The organism is Arthrobacter sp. efr-133-TYG-104 (assembly GCF_030208915.1).
GTDB lineage: Bacteria > Actinomycetota > Actinomycetes > Actinomycetales > Micrococcaceae > Arthrobacter.
Window position 1 is genome coordinate 90,996 of record NZ_JARVTA010000008.1, and the last position, 18,070, is coordinate 109,065.

The window sequence follows — 18,070 nt, forward strand, 5'->3', positions numbered from 1 at the left end:
TTCTTTAAAGAGTTAGATGCTTTTCAGGATCGCCCCAGAACTGAACCTCGCCGGATGCAAGGAGCTCATCATCCGAGGCGGACCATGTATGTCCTGAACCGCCCCTAAATTGGTAGTAGTTATAGCGATCAGAGGAATAGATCTTGCCGCCAGCATCAGTGACTGACCTCAAGAACGCAGTGTCCTCGCCTCGGCCAAGATTTTCGAAAGGGTGCTGCTCGAAAGTCGATCGTTCCGCCATGATGGTAGGGCCCATGACTATGTGACTAAAGCGATGCTCCATGTGTCCAAACCTGAGCAGCGCTGCGTTCGCACTGGATATATACATGAAATGCGCGAGCTTGCCCACGACCTGCGCCCCGGAATACATAAGTGCATTCACCTGGTCCCGCAGATAATGGGCGCCATAGTAATCATCGTCATCCATCTTGGTTAAAATGGAGCCGGTGGAGGCGGCTACACACTGGTTAAGGCAATCACCCAAACTGTCCGTCGAAGGCGCGTGGAGAAGCGTCACCCGGCGGACCCCGTACCTTCGCCGTAGACGCCAGATCTTAAGCCAGCTTGGCTTGAACCCGTGAGTCAGCAGGACAAGTTCAACAACAACGTTCCTCTGGGAACCAATCGTTTTGAAAATGTGCTCCAATTGGTGCGGACGAATGGTCGACACCAACGCACTCACCAAGCCCACTTGAACCGGTCGTGACCGATGTGGAAGGACCGCTCCGACGACTTTTTCCGCTCGGTGAGCGTAGGTGTGCTCCGCCCAAATCTTCCTCTGCGCCAAGTGCACTGATCTGTCGTTCAACTCCGGGCTCCGCATCAGCGCCCGGGTGACTTGTTTCGCTTGCTCGGTATTCGATACGGAATGAATCTCCCCGTTCGGAAAAAAGCGCGGGATGGCAGGACTAGGAGTCGTCACCACAGGGGTACCGGACGCAGTAATCTCAAAAATCCGGCGTGCACACATACTGGGCGAGTCGACAACCGAATTGACGTTCAGGAAGACTTTGTAAGCCTTATACGCCGTCAGCATCTGGTCGTAATTCAGGGTCCCAACAACATGTCCGTCATAAGGTGCAGGGAACTGATACTCGGGATCCCCGCCCAACTGTCGCGAAAATATCTCAAGCCCGTGCTTGACTTTATCCGAGCCAGCGATGGCCCCGTCCAGGAGGATCCGCAGTTGCTCCCTGCGCTCAGGGTACTTGTGGGCGAAGTACATCCCCGCAAAAGCGACATCACGCGCATGCCGGCCACTCTTAGGGCGGATCGGATTGTGAATAGCTGGTTGAGCCGCGAAAGGGAGAACGTCCACCCTGTCGTGTCCAAGTGCCTGACGATAATCCTGCAGCTTGTTCTCATCCGACGTGAACACAACATCGAATTCCTTCGCCGCCGCCAAGAAGTCCTCAAAGTGCGGCGGATCTTCCTTGTTCCAAAAAACCGTCGGGATCCCGTTCTCCCGGCACCAGCGCATCAAGGCGAGGAACTCCGGCTTGGGGCCGCTTGTGCCCGTGAGCTGGTACCGCCAAGAACCCTCGTTACCGTTCCAAGCAGACTCGATGAATAGGAAATCAACATTCTGATCTTGCAGCTGTCGGAGCCATCTGTCCTTTTTGAGGAAGACGAGATTCCATTCAAATGCATAGGCTTTGGCGGAGAAATCGTCGAGAACAACACCCACCGTCAGATCACTTCTACGCGGGGGGACCGACGGATAGTTGTACGCAGCAAAAGATAACTGCTTCTTCTCACTGGCGGGCTTCTGGGCCTGCGGACGGGCCTCCACGCTGTTGCTGGACCTATTTCTAGTCGCGAGTGCACGCTGACGCGAATACCAAGTTTGGACTTGGGAAAACCCACCGGCTCGAAAGTGCCACGCTGCCGTACGTACGTTTTTCACGGAAAGGATCATGGTCGGCTCCTACGAGACTTGCCTCTTGTCAGCACTTCAGTCATTTGCAAGGAAGCGCGTGCCTCATCGCGGATTCGAACCGCGGATATGTTGTTCCCCTTAGCCAAATGGCCGGTGAAATCGCGGTACGTCTGCACAGTTTCGGTAGGATCACCGTCCATGATGAGATGCCCTTTGTCCAACCATATGACGCGACTGCACATTTTGATGACGGTATCCAGGGAGTGGCTTACCAGAAAAACGCAGCCTGCTTGCTCCCGCAACTGGTCCATTCGTTTCATGCTGCGGTCACCGAATTGTGCATCTCCCGTATTCAGGGCTTCGTCCACGAGAAGTATCTCGGGGTCGATACTCGCAGCAATGGCAAAGCGTAGCCGCGAAGCCATACCTGAGGAATAGGATTTCATGGGGAGATAGATTGAATCCTCTAGACCACAAAGTTCCACGATGCTCGAAAACTTAGCGTTGACTTGCTCCCAGCTCATGCCCATTGCCAAGCAACCCAAGACCACGTTTTGGTGACCGGACAGGTCGGGCATAAGCGCTGCGTTGACCCCCAGCATGATAGGCGTGCTTGACGCGAAGACGGCCCCTGTTGTGGGTCTTTCCTGCCCACTAATAAGTCTCATTAGGGTGCTTTTGCCCGATCCGTTCCGGCCAATGATCCCCAATGATTCACCCCGCTCAACAACGAGGGAGAGCTCATGGAGCGCTCTTACCGTCACAGTGTTGCGTCGACGTCCTAGTCGTCTCGCGAAGCTCGTGCCCTTGCGTTCCAACGCCACGGCCGCTGAGTCACTAGTCACCACTCTGTACTGCATGGCAGCACGGTCGACCACTACGCATGGGTGACCCTCGACTTCCAAGGTCTGTTCAGCCCCGACCATATGATTCCTCCCCTTGCCAGAAGAAGACTATTCCGACAATAAGCGCACCCAGCGCCCAGACTGCCAAGGTGGCCCACGACTGCCATGTGGGTGCTTGCGCATAAAGAACGCAGTTACGAATAATATCGATGACATTAAAAAGCGGATTCATCTTCATCACGGCTAATATATCCGGATGCTTGATAAAGCGCTCGTAAGAGTAAAAAATAGCGGAACCATACATCCAGGCGCGCATAACAAATGGCAGTAGGTGGGTAACATCATGAACCTTGGATATCACGCGCGCTAAGACAAAGCCAACACCGAGGTTGAAGATTGATTGCAACAGCAGCGCTGGGATAATTAGAAACCAAAGCCAGGTGATCTTTTCGACCGGCGGTATCAGAGTTATAATTAAGAGCATTGCAATTATGAGAGGAACATTAGACATCATTTCCCGAAGATTCATGCCAATCGGGAGGGTCGCTCGCGGAAAATTGAATGCTTGAATTACTGCCTTGTTGTTATGGATTGACCGAGCACCGCTGGTAATAGCACCAGCACTTCCCTGGAAGACAAAGATGCCTATCACTAGATAGCCTACGTAATTCTCAATGCCGCCGCTGGTCTGCAGCAGCAGCCCGAATATTACATAATATGTGAGTCCATTGAAAACAGGATTAAGCAGAAGCCAGGCACTTCCGAGGCGATCCCTTCGCGTGCCGCTCTGAACTCTTGCCCTAGCATCGTAGGCAATGAATTCCCGGAAGTCCCATAGCTGCACCAAATAATCCAGAAACCGCGGCCGTGCCCCGACTCGAGTCAAACGGCGCATATCTACAGCCAACGGCTGAACGACCGCCGGTTCGGGCAAAAAAGCCTTTTTGGCGGACATCAACTGATCCTTCTCATGTATTTGGACCCCAAATTCTCATAAGCCCGGCCCAGGACAGCGGCATTCGCCGGCCACGTCCTCTCGGCCAAAACCATCTCCCTGCCGGCGGATCCGAGTCGGCGGCGCGCGCTCTCATCTTCGAGCAATTCCATCAACACCTCAGCCAACTGTTCCGGGGCCTCGGGCTTACTTACCCTGCCGTTCACGCCGTCGATAACTATCTCACGCAGGGCCGCTAAATCGCTCACCACAACCGGCCGTCGCGACGCCAAAGCCTCCACCGGTTTGAGTGGCGTGACGGCCCTCGTGACTGCCATATCCTTCCGCGGGACTACAAAAACGTCCAGCGACGCGTGGTATAGCCGAGCCTTTTCCGGTGGAACGCGGCCCGAAAAGACAGTTCGATCCGCGAGTCCCAACCTCTGGACTTGGCCGTGCAGCATCGGTGCGGCAATGCCGTCTCCCACGACAACAAGCTTCAACCCCGGCAGGCGTGGCGCCAAGTAACCAAAGGCCGTGACAAGATCGTCAAGTCCTTCGTATCCCACGAGGCTACTGACCGTGCCTATGTATAGTCCATCTGGATCCAGCCCAAGAAGGAGCCGGGCCTGCCGGGACTCCATTGGCTCTTCCAAGTACGCCCCTCCGACGGCATTCGGGCTGATTAGGATCTTGTCCTCGGGAACGCCCATGGCCGCGATGTTCCTTTTCATGGCTTCCCCGAGCGTCACCACCAGATCAGCTGAGCGCATGACATCGCCTTCACAATCCATGAAGAGCTTGTAACGTTCGCTGGTGCGTGCGGTCTCACCGCGGGTGGATGCCCATGTGTCAGCAAGTTGGCCCCTGACTTCATAAACCCAAGGAATGTTGAGGGCTTCGGCTACCTCCCGGGCGACCAAACCATTCACAAAGTGTGTCGTCGTGTGAAGCACTGCCGGCCTGAAATCACTGGCAATCTCGAGAAGTTCGCGCGCTTGCTGCTGCAATCGACCGTCCATGGTCCGCGCCATCCGAGAGGGAAGGATACGCATGTAGCGGACTCCGTCTACGGTGTCCTGCTTTTTGGCATCCAAGGCCCCTACTTGGACCGGATACCCGAGCCTGGTCACGGCCAAAGGTTCCCATCCTCCCTCTCGCTGGGCAGTGAGAATGGAATGGGCTCGCCGGGCGTAACCGCTCGCCGTATGCGGGACGGAGTTTGTAAGTAAATGCAGTACCCGCTGAGGCTCAGGGATCATTTCCACATGCGGCAGCGACGGACGCCAGCCCTGGAATACGAGCAACTCAGCGTGGAGCCTGTTGTGCAGTTTGGCTGCACTGCCGGAGCCGCCGTCGAGAACAGCGACGGCGCGGCTCATCTCGCCCGCGTACCACTGGCGCCTCGCAGTAGTGGAGGCATGCCGTGCAACGTTTGAGTTTGCAGCCAGCTCCAGGAAAGTATCCGCCCATTCCGGCAGGCCTGCAGCAATAGCTACTTCGGCGCCGTTCCGCGCCCGCTCACCCTTGATTTTGTTTTCAAAGGACCTCTCGAAGCGTCGAATAAGGCCTTTCTGGTCACCCGCTGAGTGGGCGGCCAAGAGGAAAACCGGGTGGCCGCTCGTGGGCCGCAACCCAGAAATGAATCCAGCAATCGGACGCACGATGCGCGATGGCATTTTGCGCAATAGGAGGAGCACAAGCATGAACGGAGACTCGGTCAGGTGCTCAGAGACAGTCTCCGCAGCCAAACGCACATTTTTAACGAGCTGAATCACGAGACACGACCTTCTGGGGCCAGCGCATCCCGGTGGATCAACACCGAGATCGCCTCCATGTAGCGGACTGCCAAGTTGGGATAGTCAGCGTTCTCCCGTACCCATTCTCTTCCACTGGTGCTCGCGGCCAATCGGGACCGGTTTGCGGCCAACTCCCGCCACAAATGCGCGACGGCTTCAGGGTTCGCAGCCACCACATCTCCCCCACCGGCATCTAGGATGATGCGTTGGGCCTCACCCTTGACGATTGCTGTGACATGCCGGCCGATAGCGAGGACCTCGTATGTTTTGGACGGGACAGTCGTTTCGAACGACTTCCAATCGTCGCGCAGAGAAACTATGCAGGTGTCCGCCTCCCGGTATTTCTCGATGACCGCAGGACCTTGCAGAGGGGGAAGGAAGGTCACCGGTGCGTTGAGTTCCCGAGCGAGTTTGACCAACTGGGGGCGGCTTGACCCTTGGCCTACCAGCGTGAGATGGAAGCCGTCGCCCAGCAGGGCGCTAGCGCGGATTAACACATCCAGGCGCTGGCTCTTGCCGTGGTTTCCCAGATACAACGCATGGAAAACCTCCCTGTGTAGCGGCGGGGGTGGCAAGAATGGAATCGACTTCAGATCAAGGCCGTTGCTGATGGTCACGACGTTTTTGACGCCGCGTTCCCGCAAAGTCGTTGCGAAGCCCTCAGTAACGGTGACGACAAGGTCGGCACGGCGTTGCACGAATTCAACAACTCGTTCCACAACGCTTTTAACGCTGCCCTGCACTATCCGGGCGTCCCGCGCCAGGTCGGGCCAAGCGTCCCTCATTTCAACAATTAAGGGCACTCTGCGGATCCTCGACAGGGCAAAGCCTGTGGCGAGGGTAGGAAGGCTTGGGGCTGTTGCCAGTATTGCGTCCGGTCTCCGTCCCCGGAGGCCAACCGGGACAGACATGACAGCCGAAAAGAACTGATCAACGAAACGCGCCAAAGAGGACGTACCCAGGTGTCGCATGTACGGCACGCGGCGAATGGTTTCTCCATACGGGCCGCGCTGGCTCGAAAAAGCCACACCTGCCTCTTTACGGGGGAGGTTTCTTCGCCCGTTCGGATAGTGCGCTACGGGCGCCACAACATCGACTTCACAGCCTGCGCGGCGGAACTCCCTTGTGAGCGTCATCCACCTCCGTTGGGGTGGACTGTACTCAGGCCAGTAAGAATGCGTGAGAAGCATGACGCGCATGGGTGATGCAGGATTTGTGGCGGAGTTGTCCGTGGCGAGCGAATTGCCCATGCGTTTACTTGCCGTTAAGGCGGGGGCCGCGGACACCCTTGGTGCGCAGGGCTCGGAAGTACGCGACGCCTAACAGAATCAACACCAAGACGGTAATGATCTGCACCAAGGGACTATTCTCTGCTACAGGAGCCAAAGCAGCCTTTAGCGGACCGGTAATCGTCGCGCTCGCCACTGGAGGCTCGGCCGTCTTGGAAGCCTGCGGTGTGGGTGTTGGAGTGGGCTCGGCTGATGGTGTGGTCGAATCTTCCCCACCAGGTTGAGCAGGTTCCACATACGCAGAGCTGTCGTCTTGAGTGGGGACAACGTCCTGAATCGTCGGAAGCGCGGAAGGTACTGAGGGACCAACGGGGGCCGGCGAGTCCTGGCCGGGCGCGGCCGGTTCCGGGCTCGGAACTGTAACCGGAGGTTGAACGGGATCGGGAACAGGTACAGGTGTGGGGGCCGGGTCAACAGGAACCGGGGCGGGTTCGGTGGGAGCAACGACAGGAGTTTCGGAGGGTACGGGCTGCACAGGGAGCGGGTCGATAGGTAGTGGGTCGATTGTCCCCGGATCAGGCGACGCACTTTCGCCAGGCTGCTCGGACGTGGTAGGCGGGTTTGTGTCTGTTGCCAGAGCGGGTTGAACGCCAGAGAAACCTAGGAGGGACAGCAGTAGGACAGCACCTACCGACCCAGCGCGTGTGATCGCGGTTCTCATCAATTTATTCCCCCGTAGTACATCCGTGATTCCCCCACATCCGGATCCAGCGGCGCTCCTTGAACAGGAGGCCTCGGGACGTCCATCCGCAGAGGGCAACCCGGGTTAGTTTATCGTATGGACTAGAGTCAACTCTGCTGCCCCCGACATCAAGGAATAAATGACGCCCCCCAAGTTTTTCGGGCAAGTCGGGACCCGTCTGGGTGACGGCTCCCGAAACAAGCGATGGTTGATAACCCTTTTTGCGGCGCTCATGGTCGCGGCAGCAGTGGGGATCGGTCCAGGGCCGGTGACGAAGACGCTCACAGGCGCAGCCAAAGCCCAGGACCTGCCGCGCTATCCGATCAGCGGATATTTTATTTCTCCACCTGTTGATAGCTCAGATAGCAGAACTAAGTTGGCAGACATCAAAGCAGCGGGCGGTGACACCGTGATTACGTTTGGAACTCTACTAACCCCGGCTTCCGCAAACTCACTGCCGGCCGACTGTAGTGTCAGCGGCGAGAATTGCTCAGCCCCGGCTACCAAAGGCATTGTCGTCAATCGGTATTTCACTTATCTGGACGGCGACAGCTGGGGCCGGTCAGCCCTCAAGTGCCCCAGGGACCAGATTATTTCCAACAACGGCAGGTCCTTCGCGGTTTTTGTCTTGCCCACGACGGGCGACGGCTGCGACTCCCCGGACGGCAGGTACGACGTTGTGGTAGCGGGCGGCGGCCAGGCTCCGGGCACGGATACCACCGGTGGGTTGGCCGCTGCAGCAACGAAGTCAGGAATGCACTACTACGCCGGCCTCCCTGCTCCAGTAAAGCGGACGGACGTCGACTATCTCCCTGACCTTAGCTACATAGGAACGCTGTCCCTGTTCACTGAACGGTTCCTCCAGTATCAAGCCGCCGTCAATAACGTTGACGGGCTCGCAGGTTTCTACCACCACATTGAAATGCCGTTGAGCGATAGTGCGGTGTTCGATCCCATCTTGGAACTCTACAAAAGCCAAAACCAGTTGGTTCACAAATACCTACCTACGCGGTCCGCCATCATCAGTCCTTACCTGGACACGAGGGTTGACGCCGCTAATATCAGTCCTGACACGGTCCGGAGGGGTATCGAAAAAATAGCCGGGACATCCAGTGGGCTTGTTGTGAACATAGCGATTCAAGATGGGATGGGCACAGGTAAAGGCGGAGCTTATCTGCCCAGTGAAGCCAGCGCCCCGGTGGACTCGTACGCAGCAGCCGTGGTTGGAGATGGTTCATGGAAAAGCAAGTACGTGGCCCCGACCGGGGACTACTTCAGGGCTGCTGCATCAGGTATTGAAGGTACTGGCGCGGTCCTCTGGGCCAATCTTGAAGGCATGACGCCCACGGCAACGGGGAACACATGCGGCGCAGGACCCCGTGGGCAGACCTCCCTGCCACGTATGGACAGGCAACTCCAGCAGATGGGCGCGGCAAAGAAGGTTATATCTTTCATGTGGGACCCCTATTTCACGTGCAAGGGGACCGGCACCCCGTTGAAAAATCAGCTCATCTCCGGGTACGCCAAACCTGTGATTACGGAAAGCACCTTTTCTGCGGCCACCGGAGAAATCCATGTGACAGGTTTCAACCTCGAAGGAGGCTCGGCCCAGGTGACATGGGCCGACGTGAACGGGAGCACCCACACGAAAGTTTTCGAATTGACCGATGCCGATACGGCATACGGCCAACAGCAAGGCTTGAATCCGAAGCTGGAAGCGTTGACGCTTAGAGTTGGCGCGGCAGCTATACCCAGCGGAAACCGGTATTCAATAAGCCTGACCAATCGCTGGGGTGCGGCCCAGGAAATTCCGTACGCCGGCATTTCCTGAGCCCGAAGGACTCTCGCGGGACGCCCACATTCGTGATCTTGATCGGTACCCCTTGTTAGAATCGTCATTGCTGCCTACACCAAGGAACTCATGACGCTCCCGACCGATACCGAAAACGCGCCCGTAGGACCCCGTCCCCGGCGTGAAAAGAAGGCCAGCAAGACCACCCGAAACGTTCTCTTGGGCTTCGCGGCCGCTGTTCTCGTCGCAGCTTTGATCGGGGGCGGATACCTCTTCAATCTGGCTCAGACCTTTAACTCCGGCACCACCAAAATCGAGGCAGCTTTTCCGGACGAGTCAACCCGGCCCCAGAAAGCTGAGCCGGTCAATGGCACTGCAGCCGTAAACATTCTGGTCATGGGCAGTGACACCCGTGGCTCGAGCGGGCTTGATGTATCCACCCAAGCACCAACGGACCAGCGGGCGGACACCCTGATGCTGGTACACATTCCGGCAGACCGTAAGAACGTCTACGCCGTTTCCCTCATGCGGGACCTCTGGATCGACATTCCCGGCCATGGCCAAGCAAAAATCAACGCAGCGCTAGCCTTGGGCGGAGTTCCCCTCATGGTTCAAACCGTGGAATCCCTGCTCCAGCAGCGCATCGACCATGTAGCCATGATGGACTTTGAGGGTTTCAAGGGCCTCACAGATGCGCTTGGCGGCGTCGAAGTAGACGTGAAGATTCCGTTCGCTCCGGCGTCGGGCCCAATGAAGGGTCACTACTACGCAGCAGGCAAGCAGACGCTGAACGGCGACGAAGCCTTAGCTTTCGTTCGTGAACGCAAGTCGTTCAGCGACGGGGACTACCAACGCGTCCGCAATCAGCAGGCCTTCATGAAGGCCATCATCAGCAAAACAATTGCCCGCAATACCCTGACCAACCCCGTAACCGTCAGCAGCATGGTCAGCGCTGTCTCACCATTCATCACCGTGGACAAAGGCTTTGACGCTGCTGCGCTGGCCGGCCTGGCGCTGGGCCTGAAGGACCTAAAAGCCAGCGACACGGTCATGTTCACACTGCCGACCCTTGGTACCGGCACCTCCCAGGACGGGCAGTCGATTGTTGTCGCAGACACAACGGCCATCTCCGACATCAGCTCTGCACTTTCGAAGGATCAATTGGGGACGTACGTCGCGGCACATGCGCTGCAAAAGGGGAACTGATTCAATGAACTTCCCTTCTGAATCACTACGTCCGGTGACGGTCCCTGCCAGTAATTATGACGTTTGGCCTGGCAGTCACTTCGAGTGGGATACGGTGGCACATTTCCTTGAGGGCCCTCAGTGGCGCGATGGAGTTCACACGATTGGGCTCGGATCTGGTCCAGACCTGGATATTTTCGTCAGTGGCAATCCCTTGGAAGAGTCAAATGCGGTAATTCCCGTTTTCTTTAACGGCGCAATCACTGGGCGAGAAGATAAATCCGGCCCGTTCTTTTCGGGTCGAAAGATCAGTGCCATGGGTGGCTTCGGCTTCATCGCAGTGTCCGACCCATCTGTAAATCTGGACCCTACTCTGGGCTTGGCTTGGTATGCGGGCAATGCCCACCAAAGCCTCCAAGACAGCTTAACGTCCTTATTGCGAGAGATCTCCGCACGAAGCGGGCGCGAACTCCTGCTCATCGGAGGATCGGGTGGAGGGTTCGCGTCGCTATACTTCGGCCATGAATTAGGGGAAGCAGCATCCGTTCTCGTCTGGAATCCACAGACCAGAATCATTGAATACAACCCGATATTCGTCAAGAACTACATAACGAAAGCCCTTGCGGCCGATGCTGACCTTGAAGATAGCGATTGGAAGCGGGTTGCGGAACATGAGGCCCGGCGCTTCGGCGTCGGACTGGACGCCCTCGACTGCAAACCTCGGCGCCTGCTTTATATGCAGAACGGCACTGACTGGCACACGCCAGTGCATGCCGTGCCTTTCCTCCAGCACGGCGATTTCCAGCACCGTGGCAAGGGTCTCTACAACACCGACGAAAATCACGTCGTCTGGATTGCCAGCTATGGGGTTGGGCACGCGCCGCTCCCGGAAAAAGCGCTGCTGGCGGCCATTCAACTTATGCGGGACCCTGATTTGAGCGCCCTGCAGACCACTCAGCAACTGAAAACTTCATTGGCCGGTGAAGCGGCAATAATTTCGCCAGGTTGGCCAAAGGTCAGCGACATTCTGCCGCTCAGCACAGAGCTATATGATCTGACGTGTTCCGATCCGGACCTCGGGACATCCGTTCCCCCGTCATGACCATTACGCCCGCGTCACCAGAATGAAAGGTTCCTTCTAAAACCCTCGCGGGGCTGTACGATCCCATGATATGCGCTGCTCAGAGCGCACTAATCGAATATGGGGACCCAGATGCCGAAGGCTCTTTCGTGGTTGGCGATTTTATCGCTGACCGCATCGGCGGCTGTCTTTTTGCCGCAATCCGCGAGCGCCTCGAATGAGGCCAGCGTTTCAACACTTTTTTCAACACTCACCATCGCACCTGAATCAAATGCCGGTTACACCCGGGACCAGTTCCAGTTATGGATCGATGCGGACCATAACGGCTGCGACACCCGATCAGAGGTGCTCCAGCGGGAGTCGCTGACCCCGGTCACCTTCGGCTCCGGCTGCACCGTGGCAACCGGTCAGTGGAACTCTTGGTATGACGGAGCAACGTGGACAAACGCGTCCGACGTCGACATCGACCACCTGGTGCCACTTGCCGAAGCATGGGGTTCCGGCGCGAGCGCCTGGACCTCGGACCAGCGCCGGGACTATGCCAACGACCTAGGCCTGGACGTGGCATTGGAAGCCGTCACGGACAATGTCAACCAGGCAAAAGGCGACCGCGACCCAGCGGAGTGGATGCCCCCGCTGGCGGGCACATCCTGCCGGTACGTGACGGACTGGGTACTCGTGAAGTACCGGTGGCATCTCACCGTGGATTCCGCGGAATCCGCGGCGCTTTCCTCAGCCCTGCAAGGCAGTTGCGGGAACACTATGGTGGCGGTCCCGACGGTCGCCATCGATGCGCCTGTGGCGCAACCTATTTCCTTCACTGACGTGAACGGATCCACGCAATTCAATGCGGAGATTTCCTGGCTCGCATCGCAAGGAATCTCCACCGGATGGTTGGAGTCAAACGGGACCCGAACTTATCGTCCGCTCAGTGCCGTCAACCGCGATGCCATGGCAGCGTTCTTGTACCGCTTGGCGGGCAATCCCGTGTTCACGCCCCCGGCCACATCGCCCTTTGCTGACGTCACGCCGTCGAGCCAGTTCTATAAGGAAATCACCTGGCTTGCCGCAAGGGGGATCTCAACCGGTTGGGCAGAATCGAACGGCACGACGACGTTCCGCCCGCTCACGCCGGTGAATCGTGATGCGATGGCCGCTTTCCTCTATCGATACGGAGGAAATCCGACGTTCTCGGCCCCGGGGACGTCGCCGTTCCAGGATGTTCCGGTCAGCAGCCAGTTCTACAAGCAAATCACCTGGCTCGCAGCACATGGTATTTCCACAGGCTGGGACATTGGCTACGGGTGCCGGGCCTACAACCCGCTGCAGCCGGTGGCCCGGGATGCCATGGCCGCCTTCATGTACCGGTCCGTGAACGGGGGCACCGGCGGTATTACGGGCAACAACTGCTCGCCGCCTCCCCCGCCGGTGGTCACGCCGCCGCCGGCGCCGCAGCCGCCCGTCACTCCCCCGCCACCACCCACGCCCCAGCCGCCGGCTAACCCGGGTGACAGTGTGAACTGCACCAGCTTCAGCAGTTGGTCCGCAGCCCAGGCATGGTTCAACAAGTACTACCCCTGGTACGGGGATGTGGCCGGACTTGACCGGGACAAGAACGGAATCGCCTGCCAGACGCTGCCGGGTCACCCCTAGCGGAACGTACGACGCCGGGCCCTGCCTCTTGCGGCAAGGCCCGGCGTTGCGTGGGCCGGAGGATGTGCGGACCCGACTACCCCTTGAAAACCGGCGCGCGCTTCTCTTGGAACGCCCGGAAACCCTCGGCATAATCGTCGGTTTTGCACAGACGCGCCTGCTCCGTGTTTTCCTCGGCCATGGAAGCCCACAGGCCAAGGCGCTGATCCCGGATGTGGGCCACCAGCTCCTTGGACGCAACAAAGGCACCCGTTGCGCCGGAAGCAACGCGAGCAACAATCGCCCACGTCTTATCGAGCAACACGTCGGCCGGCATCGCGCGGCTGAACATTCCCTGAGCCACGGCTTCGGTGCCCGAGATGAGATCGGCCGTGTAGATCAAGTCCAGGGTGCGGTGCATGCCCAGCCGCTCCGTGAAGTACCAATGCCCGCCGGAGTCCAGGGTGGCGCCCAGCTTGGCAAAGGGAGAGCCGAACTTGGCATTTTCCGCCACATAGACAACGTCCGTGGCCAGCAACAGCCCAAGACCAACGCCGAGGCACGCACCATGTGCGGCAGCGAAGGTGGGCGCCGGGAACGCAGCCATCTTTTTCAGCAACGGCTCCACGAGCCCGCCCAGGTATGCCTGGGCATCATCGGTTTCAGGAGTGACTGCAGCTATGTCGCGGCCAGCGCAGAAAGCCCGGCCTTCCCCGCGGAGCAACAGGGCCCGCACCTCGCCGCGGGAAGCGGCGGCAGCGGCGTCGTCGTACGCTTTATCCAGTTCCCTCAGCGCGTCTTCGTTCAGCGAGTTCAGCTTTTCGGGGATGTTAAGGACTATCTCGGCAGTGCCGCTGGCAATGGAGAGCTCGATCATGGGACTCCTTAGACGTCGAAGTTGACGGTCACTTCTTCGCTGGTGGGGTGGGACTGGCAGGTCAGGACGTAACCCTTATCCAGCTCGTCCTGTTCAAGGGCGTAGTTCTCATCCATGGTCACGGTCCCGGTGACCAGTTTGGCCCGGCAGGTCCCGCAGACGCCGCCGGCACAGGCGAACGGAACGTCCGGACGAACGCGCAGGGCAGCGTTGAGGATGGACTCGCGGGCATGGGTTGGGCTGGCGACGTCACCGGTGAGGCCGTCCAAGGTGAAGGTGATCTTGTACGTATCCTGCGACTCGTCGGCAAGAACGGGCCTGCCGGCGTTGCCCTCGGGGCGGTCCGGCCGGCCGGTGGTGAACAGTTCGAAGCGGATGTGCTCCGGCTCCACGCCACGTGCGGCGAGCGTGTCGCGGCACAACTGGACCAACTCGAACGGCCCGCACAGGAACCATTCGTCCACGTCCTCGGCGTGGATGGCACTGCTCAACAGCGCCTGCAACTTCTCCGAATCGATGCGCCCCGTCATCAAGGGAGCGATGCGTTGTTCACGGGACAGCACATGGTGCAACGCCAAACGGGTTGGGTACTTGTCCTTCAAGTCCGCGAGCTCCTCAAGGAACATCACGTCCATGGCCGCTTTATTCGCGTACACCAAGTCAAAAGTGGTCTCGGGATTCGCCGCCAGGAGGGTCCGCGCGATCGCGATCACCGGAGTGATGCCGGACCCTGCAGCAATTGCCACAAAGCTCCCGGGCTCCCCCGCCAACTCCTCCGGGTGGTTCATGGAGTTCATGACGTTGTGCTGAACGGCGGAACCGTCCTTACCGTGCCGTGAGATGAACGCACCCTGTGGGCTCATGACGTCCAGGACGTCCCCCGCCTTGAGCTCGGCGTTCGCCCAGGTAGAGAACAGCCCGCCCAAGTCCTTCTTGATGGCCACACGAATCTCGCTGCTGCCGTCCGAAAAGCTGCGCGGCTCCGCGCAGATGGAGTAGCTGCGGCGGACCTCGTGCAGTTCGCCGCTCTCGTCAGGCAACGTGGTGCGCAACGCTACGTACTGGCCTGGAAGGTAGTCATACTGGCCAGCCAACTCGGCAGGAACACCGAACGTGACCTCAATGGCATCGTCCGTGAGGCGTCGGACGTCCGTGACGGTCAGGTTGTGGAAAGACGCACGACGGCGGCTGGCCGTCTGTGTTTCGGTGGTCATGGCTGCTTCCTTAGAGGACTTTGAAGTAGTCGAACGGTTCCTTGCAGTCCTGGCAGACAAACAACGCCTTGCAGGAGGTGGAACCAAAACGGGTGAGTTCCTTGGTGTTCAGCGAGTTGCACTGCGGGCATTTGACCGCGAGGCTCAGCCGGACGGGACCGGAATGTCCGCCAGCGGCAGCCCGGCCCGAGGGCGGCGCGATCCCGTACTCCTGCAGCTTCGCCTTGCCGGACTCGGTCATCCAATCCGTGGTCCACGCCGGCGCGAGCACCAGGTTGATATCCACGCTTGCGTAGCCCTGCTGCTCAAAGGCCTTCCGGAGATCGTCACCAATGGCGTCCATCGCGGGACAGCCGGAATAGGTGGGCGTGATGGTGACCTCGACGGCGGTAGTTGCGGGGCCGCCGTCGTGCGAGTCAGTCTCCCCGACCGCAGGCGTGACGCGGATGCCCCGCAGGATGCCCAAGTCCTCGATGGTCAGGACCGGGATCTCCGGATCGCAGACAGTGGACGCGATGTCCCATGCCTGCTGCTCCACCGTGCTGAGAGCCTGTGCTGCCACGCTGGTCACCAGCTTGCGCCTGGGTGCTCGCGCGCCAGGACCTGCATCTCAGCGAGGACAAAACCAAGGTGCTCGGAGTGCATACCGCGGCGGCCACCACCGGGTGCCTGCGGAACGGCGGGGATATCAAGTTCGGCTTCGGCCATGATTTCGCCCGTCAGCCGGTCGAATGCCGGGCGGAGGCTCGACGGTTGAACCACGACGCCGGCCTCGGCCAGGCGGGTGGTCAGCTCATCGTCTTCGAACAGTTCGTCCACGTACGGCCACAAGAGCTTGAAACCCTGGATGATGCGCTTCCTGGATTCGTCAGTGCCGCCCGCTAGGCGCAGCACCCACTGGGCACTGTGATCGCGGTGGTAATCCACTTCCTTCACGGCCTTCGCGGAGATGGCGGCAATGGTGGGATCCGTGGACGCGGTCAACGCGGTGTAGAGCTCGTACTGATAGAAACTCACAATGAACTGGCGCGCGATGGTCACTGCGAAATCACCGTTGGGCTGTTCAAACAGGTGCGCTGAACGGAACTCGTGTTCGCGGCGGAAGTACGCCAAATCATCCTCGGATTTGCCCCAAGCAGCACCGGCATAGGTCAGGAACGAACGGGCGTGGCCCAGCTGATCCAAGGCGATGTTGCCGAGCGCGATGTCTTCCTCGAGCTCAGGAGCACGGGAAATCCAGTGGCCCAAGCGCTGGGCGAGGATCAGGCCGTCGTCGCCCACGCGCAGGGCGAACTCGGCGACGTCCTCGCTGGGCTTGATCTCTCCCCTGGTGATCTCAAGGGCAATGTCTTCCGGACGCAGTGCATTACCTGGCGTGATGCGGGTGGCGCTTGCAGAACCATCTCCGGACGCACCAGCGCCGTGGACTCCTACGGAAATGTCGCCGTGGCCCTCGATAGCGAAGTCGGTTTCTTTGTTGCTCACAGGTGCTTCACGCCTTCGCTCTTGGTGTAGTAGGTGGCGTGGCGGTAATCCTTGCCCTGAGGGGACTCGAAAAATGCTCCCTTGGAATCCGGGTCGCTGGAGGAGATGGCCTCTGCCGGAACCACCCAGATGGAGACGCCCTCATTGCGCCGTGTGTACAGATCCCGGGCATTTCGCAAGGCCATAGCTGCATCCGGAGCGTGCAAGGAACCAGCGTGCACATGCGAGAGACCCCGGCTGGAGCGCACGAAGACTTCCCAGAGGGACCATGGCGCTTCACGATGCTGGTCCGCAGTAGTAGCGACCTTAGGTGCTTCGCGGTTAATCTCACTGGCGGCGCTGGCCGGTGCTTCGGGGTTGCCGTGGGGAGCCATTATGCTACGTTCACTTTCTCTGCTTGCTTGCGGGCGTAAGCCACTGCGGCTTCGCGAACCCAAGCACCGTTTTCGTGTGCCTCACGGCGGCGCTCGATGCGCTGCGAGTTGCAGGGGCCGCGGCCCGCCAGGACTTCCTTGAACTCGTTCCAGTCCAGGGGCCCGTGCTCCCACTTCTTGGTCTCTTCGTTGAAGCGGATGTCCTTGTCCGGGAGGGTCAAGCCAAGGACGCGGACCTGCTCCACCATCATCCCGACGAACCGGCTGCGGAGTTCGTCGTTGCTGAAACGCTTGATGTTCCATGCCATGGACTGCTTGGAGTTGGGCGAATCGTCATCCGGCGGACCAAACATCATCAACGACGGCGCGTACCAGCGGTTCACTGCGTCTTGGGCCATCTGCTTCTGTGCAGGCGTGCCGTTGGAGAGCTCGAGCAGGATCTCGAAACCCTGGCGCTGGTGGAAGGACTCTTCCTTGCAGATGCGCACCATTGCGCGGCCGTAAGGACCGTAGGAGGCGCGGCACAGGGGCACTTGGTTGCAGATGGCGGCACCATCCACAAGCCAACCGATGGCTCCCATGTCCGCCCAGGAAATCGTGGGGTAGTTAAAGATGGACGAGTACCGGGCCTTGCCGGCGATCAAATCTTCCATCATCTGGTCCCTGCTCTGGCCCAGCGTTTCTGCTGCGGAGTACAGGTACAAGCCGTGACCAGCCTCGTCCTGGACTTTGGCCATCAAGATGGACTTCCGCTTCAGGCTCGGTGCCCTGGTAATCCAGTTGGCTTCCGGCTGCATCCCGATGATTTCCGAGTGGGCATGCTGGGAGATCTGCCGTAGCAGGGTCTTGCGGTATGCCGCCGGCATCCAGTCACGCGGTTCGATGCGCGAGTCCTCCGAGATGATGCGATCAAAGTACGCCTTACCCGCTTCCTCCCGCTCCTGCTCCTCCGGGGACAGCTCAGCGGGCACTGACTGCAGATTCTGCGATGCCATGGTTGCT

At 59.1% G+C, this 18,070-nt stretch carries 15 protein-coding genes; 4 read left to right on the top strand and 11 right to left on the bottom strand.

Annotated elements, in window-relative coordinates; all coding sequences use genetic code 11:
• Positions 1-4 precede the first annotated feature (4 nt).
• Genes QRN04_RS08020 through QRN04_RS08040 form a run of 5 tightly spaced genes read right to left on the bottom strand, consistent with a single transcriptional unit; the run spans position 5 to position 6,707 of the window.
• On the bottom strand, positions 5-1,918 hold the full coding sequence (locus tag QRN04_RS08020; protein ID WP_284975489.1) for a glycosyltransferase family protein: 1,914 nt from the start codon (positions 1,916-1,918) through the stop codon (positions 5-7).
• Positions 1,915-2,805, bottom strand: a complete 891-nt coding sequence (locus tag QRN04_RS08025) for an ABC transporter ATP-binding protein (RefSeq protein WP_350224922.1) — start codon at positions 2,803-2,805, stop codon at positions 1,915-1,917. Before QRN04_RS08025 ends, QRN04_RS08020 begins: the two co-directional genes overlap by 4 nt.
• Entirely contained in the window at positions 2,792-3,679 is an 888-nt protein-coding gene (locus tag QRN04_RS08030; protein ID WP_284975490.1) for an ABC transporter permease, read from the bottom strand. Before QRN04_RS08030 ends, QRN04_RS08025 begins: the two co-directional genes overlap by 14 nt.
• The gene (locus tag QRN04_RS08035) at positions 3,679-5,415 is read right to left on the bottom strand and encodes a glycosyltransferase family 4 protein (RefSeq protein ID WP_284975599.1); all 1,737 of its coding nucleotides are present in this window, start codon (positions 5,413-5,415) and stop codon (positions 3,679-3,681) included. Before QRN04_RS08035 ends, QRN04_RS08030 begins: the two co-directional genes overlap by 1 nt.
• Before the next feature lie 17 nt (positions 5,416-5,432).
• Entirely contained in the window at positions 5,433-6,707 is a 1,275-nt protein-coding gene (locus tag QRN04_RS08040; RefSeq protein WP_350224923.1) for a glycosyltransferase family 4 protein, read from the bottom strand.
• A gap of 860 nt (positions 6,708-7,567) precedes the next feature.
• Between QRN04_RS08040 and QRN04_RS08045 the strand changes: the two genes are divergently transcribed.
• The 4 genes from QRN04_RS08045 to QRN04_RS08060 all read left to right on the top strand — a co-directional run bounded on the left by QRN04_RS08045 (position 7,568) and on the right by QRN04_RS08060 (position 13,139).
• Positions 7,568-9,259 (top strand): hypothetical protein, encoded by a 1,692-nt coding sequence (locus QRN04_RS08045; RefSeq protein ID WP_284975492.1) that lies wholly within the window; start codon positions 7,568-7,570, stop codon positions 9,257-9,259.
• Between the two features lie 90 nt (positions 9,260-9,349).
• Entirely contained in the window at positions 9,350-10,426 is a 1,077-nt protein-coding gene (locus QRN04_RS08050) for an LCP family protein (protein WP_284975493.1), read from the top strand.
• Positions 10,427-10,430: 4 nt separating this feature from the next.
• On the top strand, positions 10,431-11,507 hold the full coding sequence (locus QRN04_RS08055) for a hypothetical protein (RefSeq protein WP_284975494.1): 1,077 nt from the start codon (positions 10,431-10,433) through the stop codon (positions 11,505-11,507).
• Positions 11,508-11,618: 111 nt separating this feature from the next.
• Positions 11,619-13,139, top strand: a complete 1,521-nt coding sequence (locus QRN04_RS08060) for an S-layer homology domain-containing protein (RefSeq protein WP_284975495.1) — start codon at positions 11,619-11,621, stop codon at positions 13,137-13,139.
• 76 nt (positions 13,140-13,215) lie between these two features.
• On the opposite strand, the gene QRN04_RS08065 is transcribed toward QRN04_RS08060, so the two are convergent.
• From QRN04_RS08065 to paaA, 6 genes are read right to left on the bottom strand one after another with little or no spacing between them, the layout of a single operon-like run.
• Positions 13,216-13,995 (bottom strand): enoyl-CoA hydratase/isomerase family protein, encoded by a 780-nt coding sequence (locus tag QRN04_RS08065; RefSeq protein ID WP_284975496.1) that lies wholly within the window; start codon positions 13,993-13,995, stop codon positions 13,216-13,218.
• An 8-nt stretch (positions 13,996-14,003) separates the two neighbouring features.
• Complete coding sequence (paaE, locus tag QRN04_RS08070; RefSeq protein WP_284975497.1) at positions 14,004-15,209, bottom strand: 1,2-phenylacetyl-CoA epoxidase subunit PaaE; 1,206 nt, start codon at positions 15,207-15,209, stop codon at positions 14,004-14,006.
• Positions 15,210-15,219: 10 nt separating this feature from the next.
• A complete protein-coding gene (gene paaD / locus QRN04_RS08075; protein ID WP_502868772.1) occupies positions 15,220-15,771 on the bottom strand; it encodes a 1,2-phenylacetyl-CoA epoxidase subunit PaaD in 552 nt (183 codons plus the stop codon).
• Between the two features lie 5 nt (positions 15,772-15,776).
• Positions 15,777-16,694 (bottom strand): 1,2-phenylacetyl-CoA epoxidase subunit PaaC, encoded by a 918-nt coding sequence (gene paaC, locus QRN04_RS08080; RefSeq protein WP_284975499.1) that lies wholly within the window; start codon positions 16,692-16,694, stop codon positions 15,777-15,779.
• Complete coding sequence (gene paaB, locus QRN04_RS08085; RefSeq protein ID WP_284975500.1) at positions 16,691-17,068, bottom strand: 1,2-phenylacetyl-CoA epoxidase subunit PaaB; 378 nt, start codon at positions 17,066-17,068, stop codon at positions 16,691-16,693. The genes paaC and paaB overlap by 4 nt, the downstream gene beginning before the upstream one ends.
• Positions 17,068-18,063 (bottom strand): 1,2-phenylacetyl-CoA epoxidase subunit PaaA, encoded by a 996-nt coding sequence (gene paaA / locus QRN04_RS08090; RefSeq protein ID WP_284975501.1) that lies wholly within the window; start codon positions 18,061-18,063, stop codon positions 17,068-17,070. The genes paaB and paaA overlap by 1 nt, the downstream gene beginning before the upstream one ends.
• Positions 18,064-18,070 lie beyond the last annotated feature (7 nt).

Bases quoted from the DNA above. Each gene is read 5' to 3' on its own strand.
- QRN04_RS08065 (WP_284975496.1), bottom strand. From the start codon at position 13,995: ATGATCGAGCTCTCCATTGCCAGCGGCACTGCCGAGATAGTCCTTAAC.
- QRN04_RS08045 (WP_284975492.1), top strand. From the start codon at position 7,568: ATGACGCCCCCCAAGTTTTTCGGGCAAGTCGGGACCCGTCTGGGTGAC.
- QRN04_RS08030 (WP_284975490.1), bottom strand. From the start codon at position 3,679: ATGTCCGCCAAAAAGGCTTTTTTGCCCGAACCGGCGGTCGTTCAGCCG.
- QRN04_RS08060 (WP_284975495.1), top strand. From the start codon at position 11,619: ATGCCGAAGGCTCTTTCGTGGTTGGCGATTTTATCGCTGACCGCATCG.
- QRN04_RS08055 (WP_284975494.1), top strand. From the start codon at position 10,431: ATGAACTTCCCTTCTGAATCACTACGTCCGGTGACGGTCCCTGCCAGT.
- QRN04_RS08050 (WP_284975493.1), top strand. From the start codon at position 9,350: ATGACGCTCCCGACCGATACCGAAAACGCGCCCGTAGGACCCCGTCCC.
- QRN04_RS08040 (WP_350224923.1), bottom strand. From the start codon at position 6,707: ATGGGCAATTCGCTCGCCACGGACAACTCCGCCACAAATCCTGCATCA.
- QRN04_RS08025 (WP_350224922.1), bottom strand. From the start codon at position 2,805: ATGGTCGGGGCTGAACAGACCTTGGAAGTCGAGGGTCACCCATGCGTA.
- paaB (WP_284975500.1), bottom strand. From the start codon at position 17,068: ATGGCTCCCCACGGCAACCCCGAAGCACCGGCCAGCGCCGCCAGTGAG.
- paaA (WP_284975501.1), bottom strand. From the start codon at position 18,063: ATGGCATCGCAGAATCTGCAGTCAGTGCCCGCTGAGCTGTCCCCGGAG.
- paaE (WP_284975497.1), bottom strand. From the start codon at position 15,209: ATGACCACCGAAACACAGACGGCCAGCCGCCGTCGTGCGTCTTTCCAC.
- QRN04_RS08020 (WP_284975489.1), bottom strand. From the start codon at position 1,918: ATGATCCTTTCCGTGAAAAACGTACGTACGGCAGCGTGGCACTTTCGA.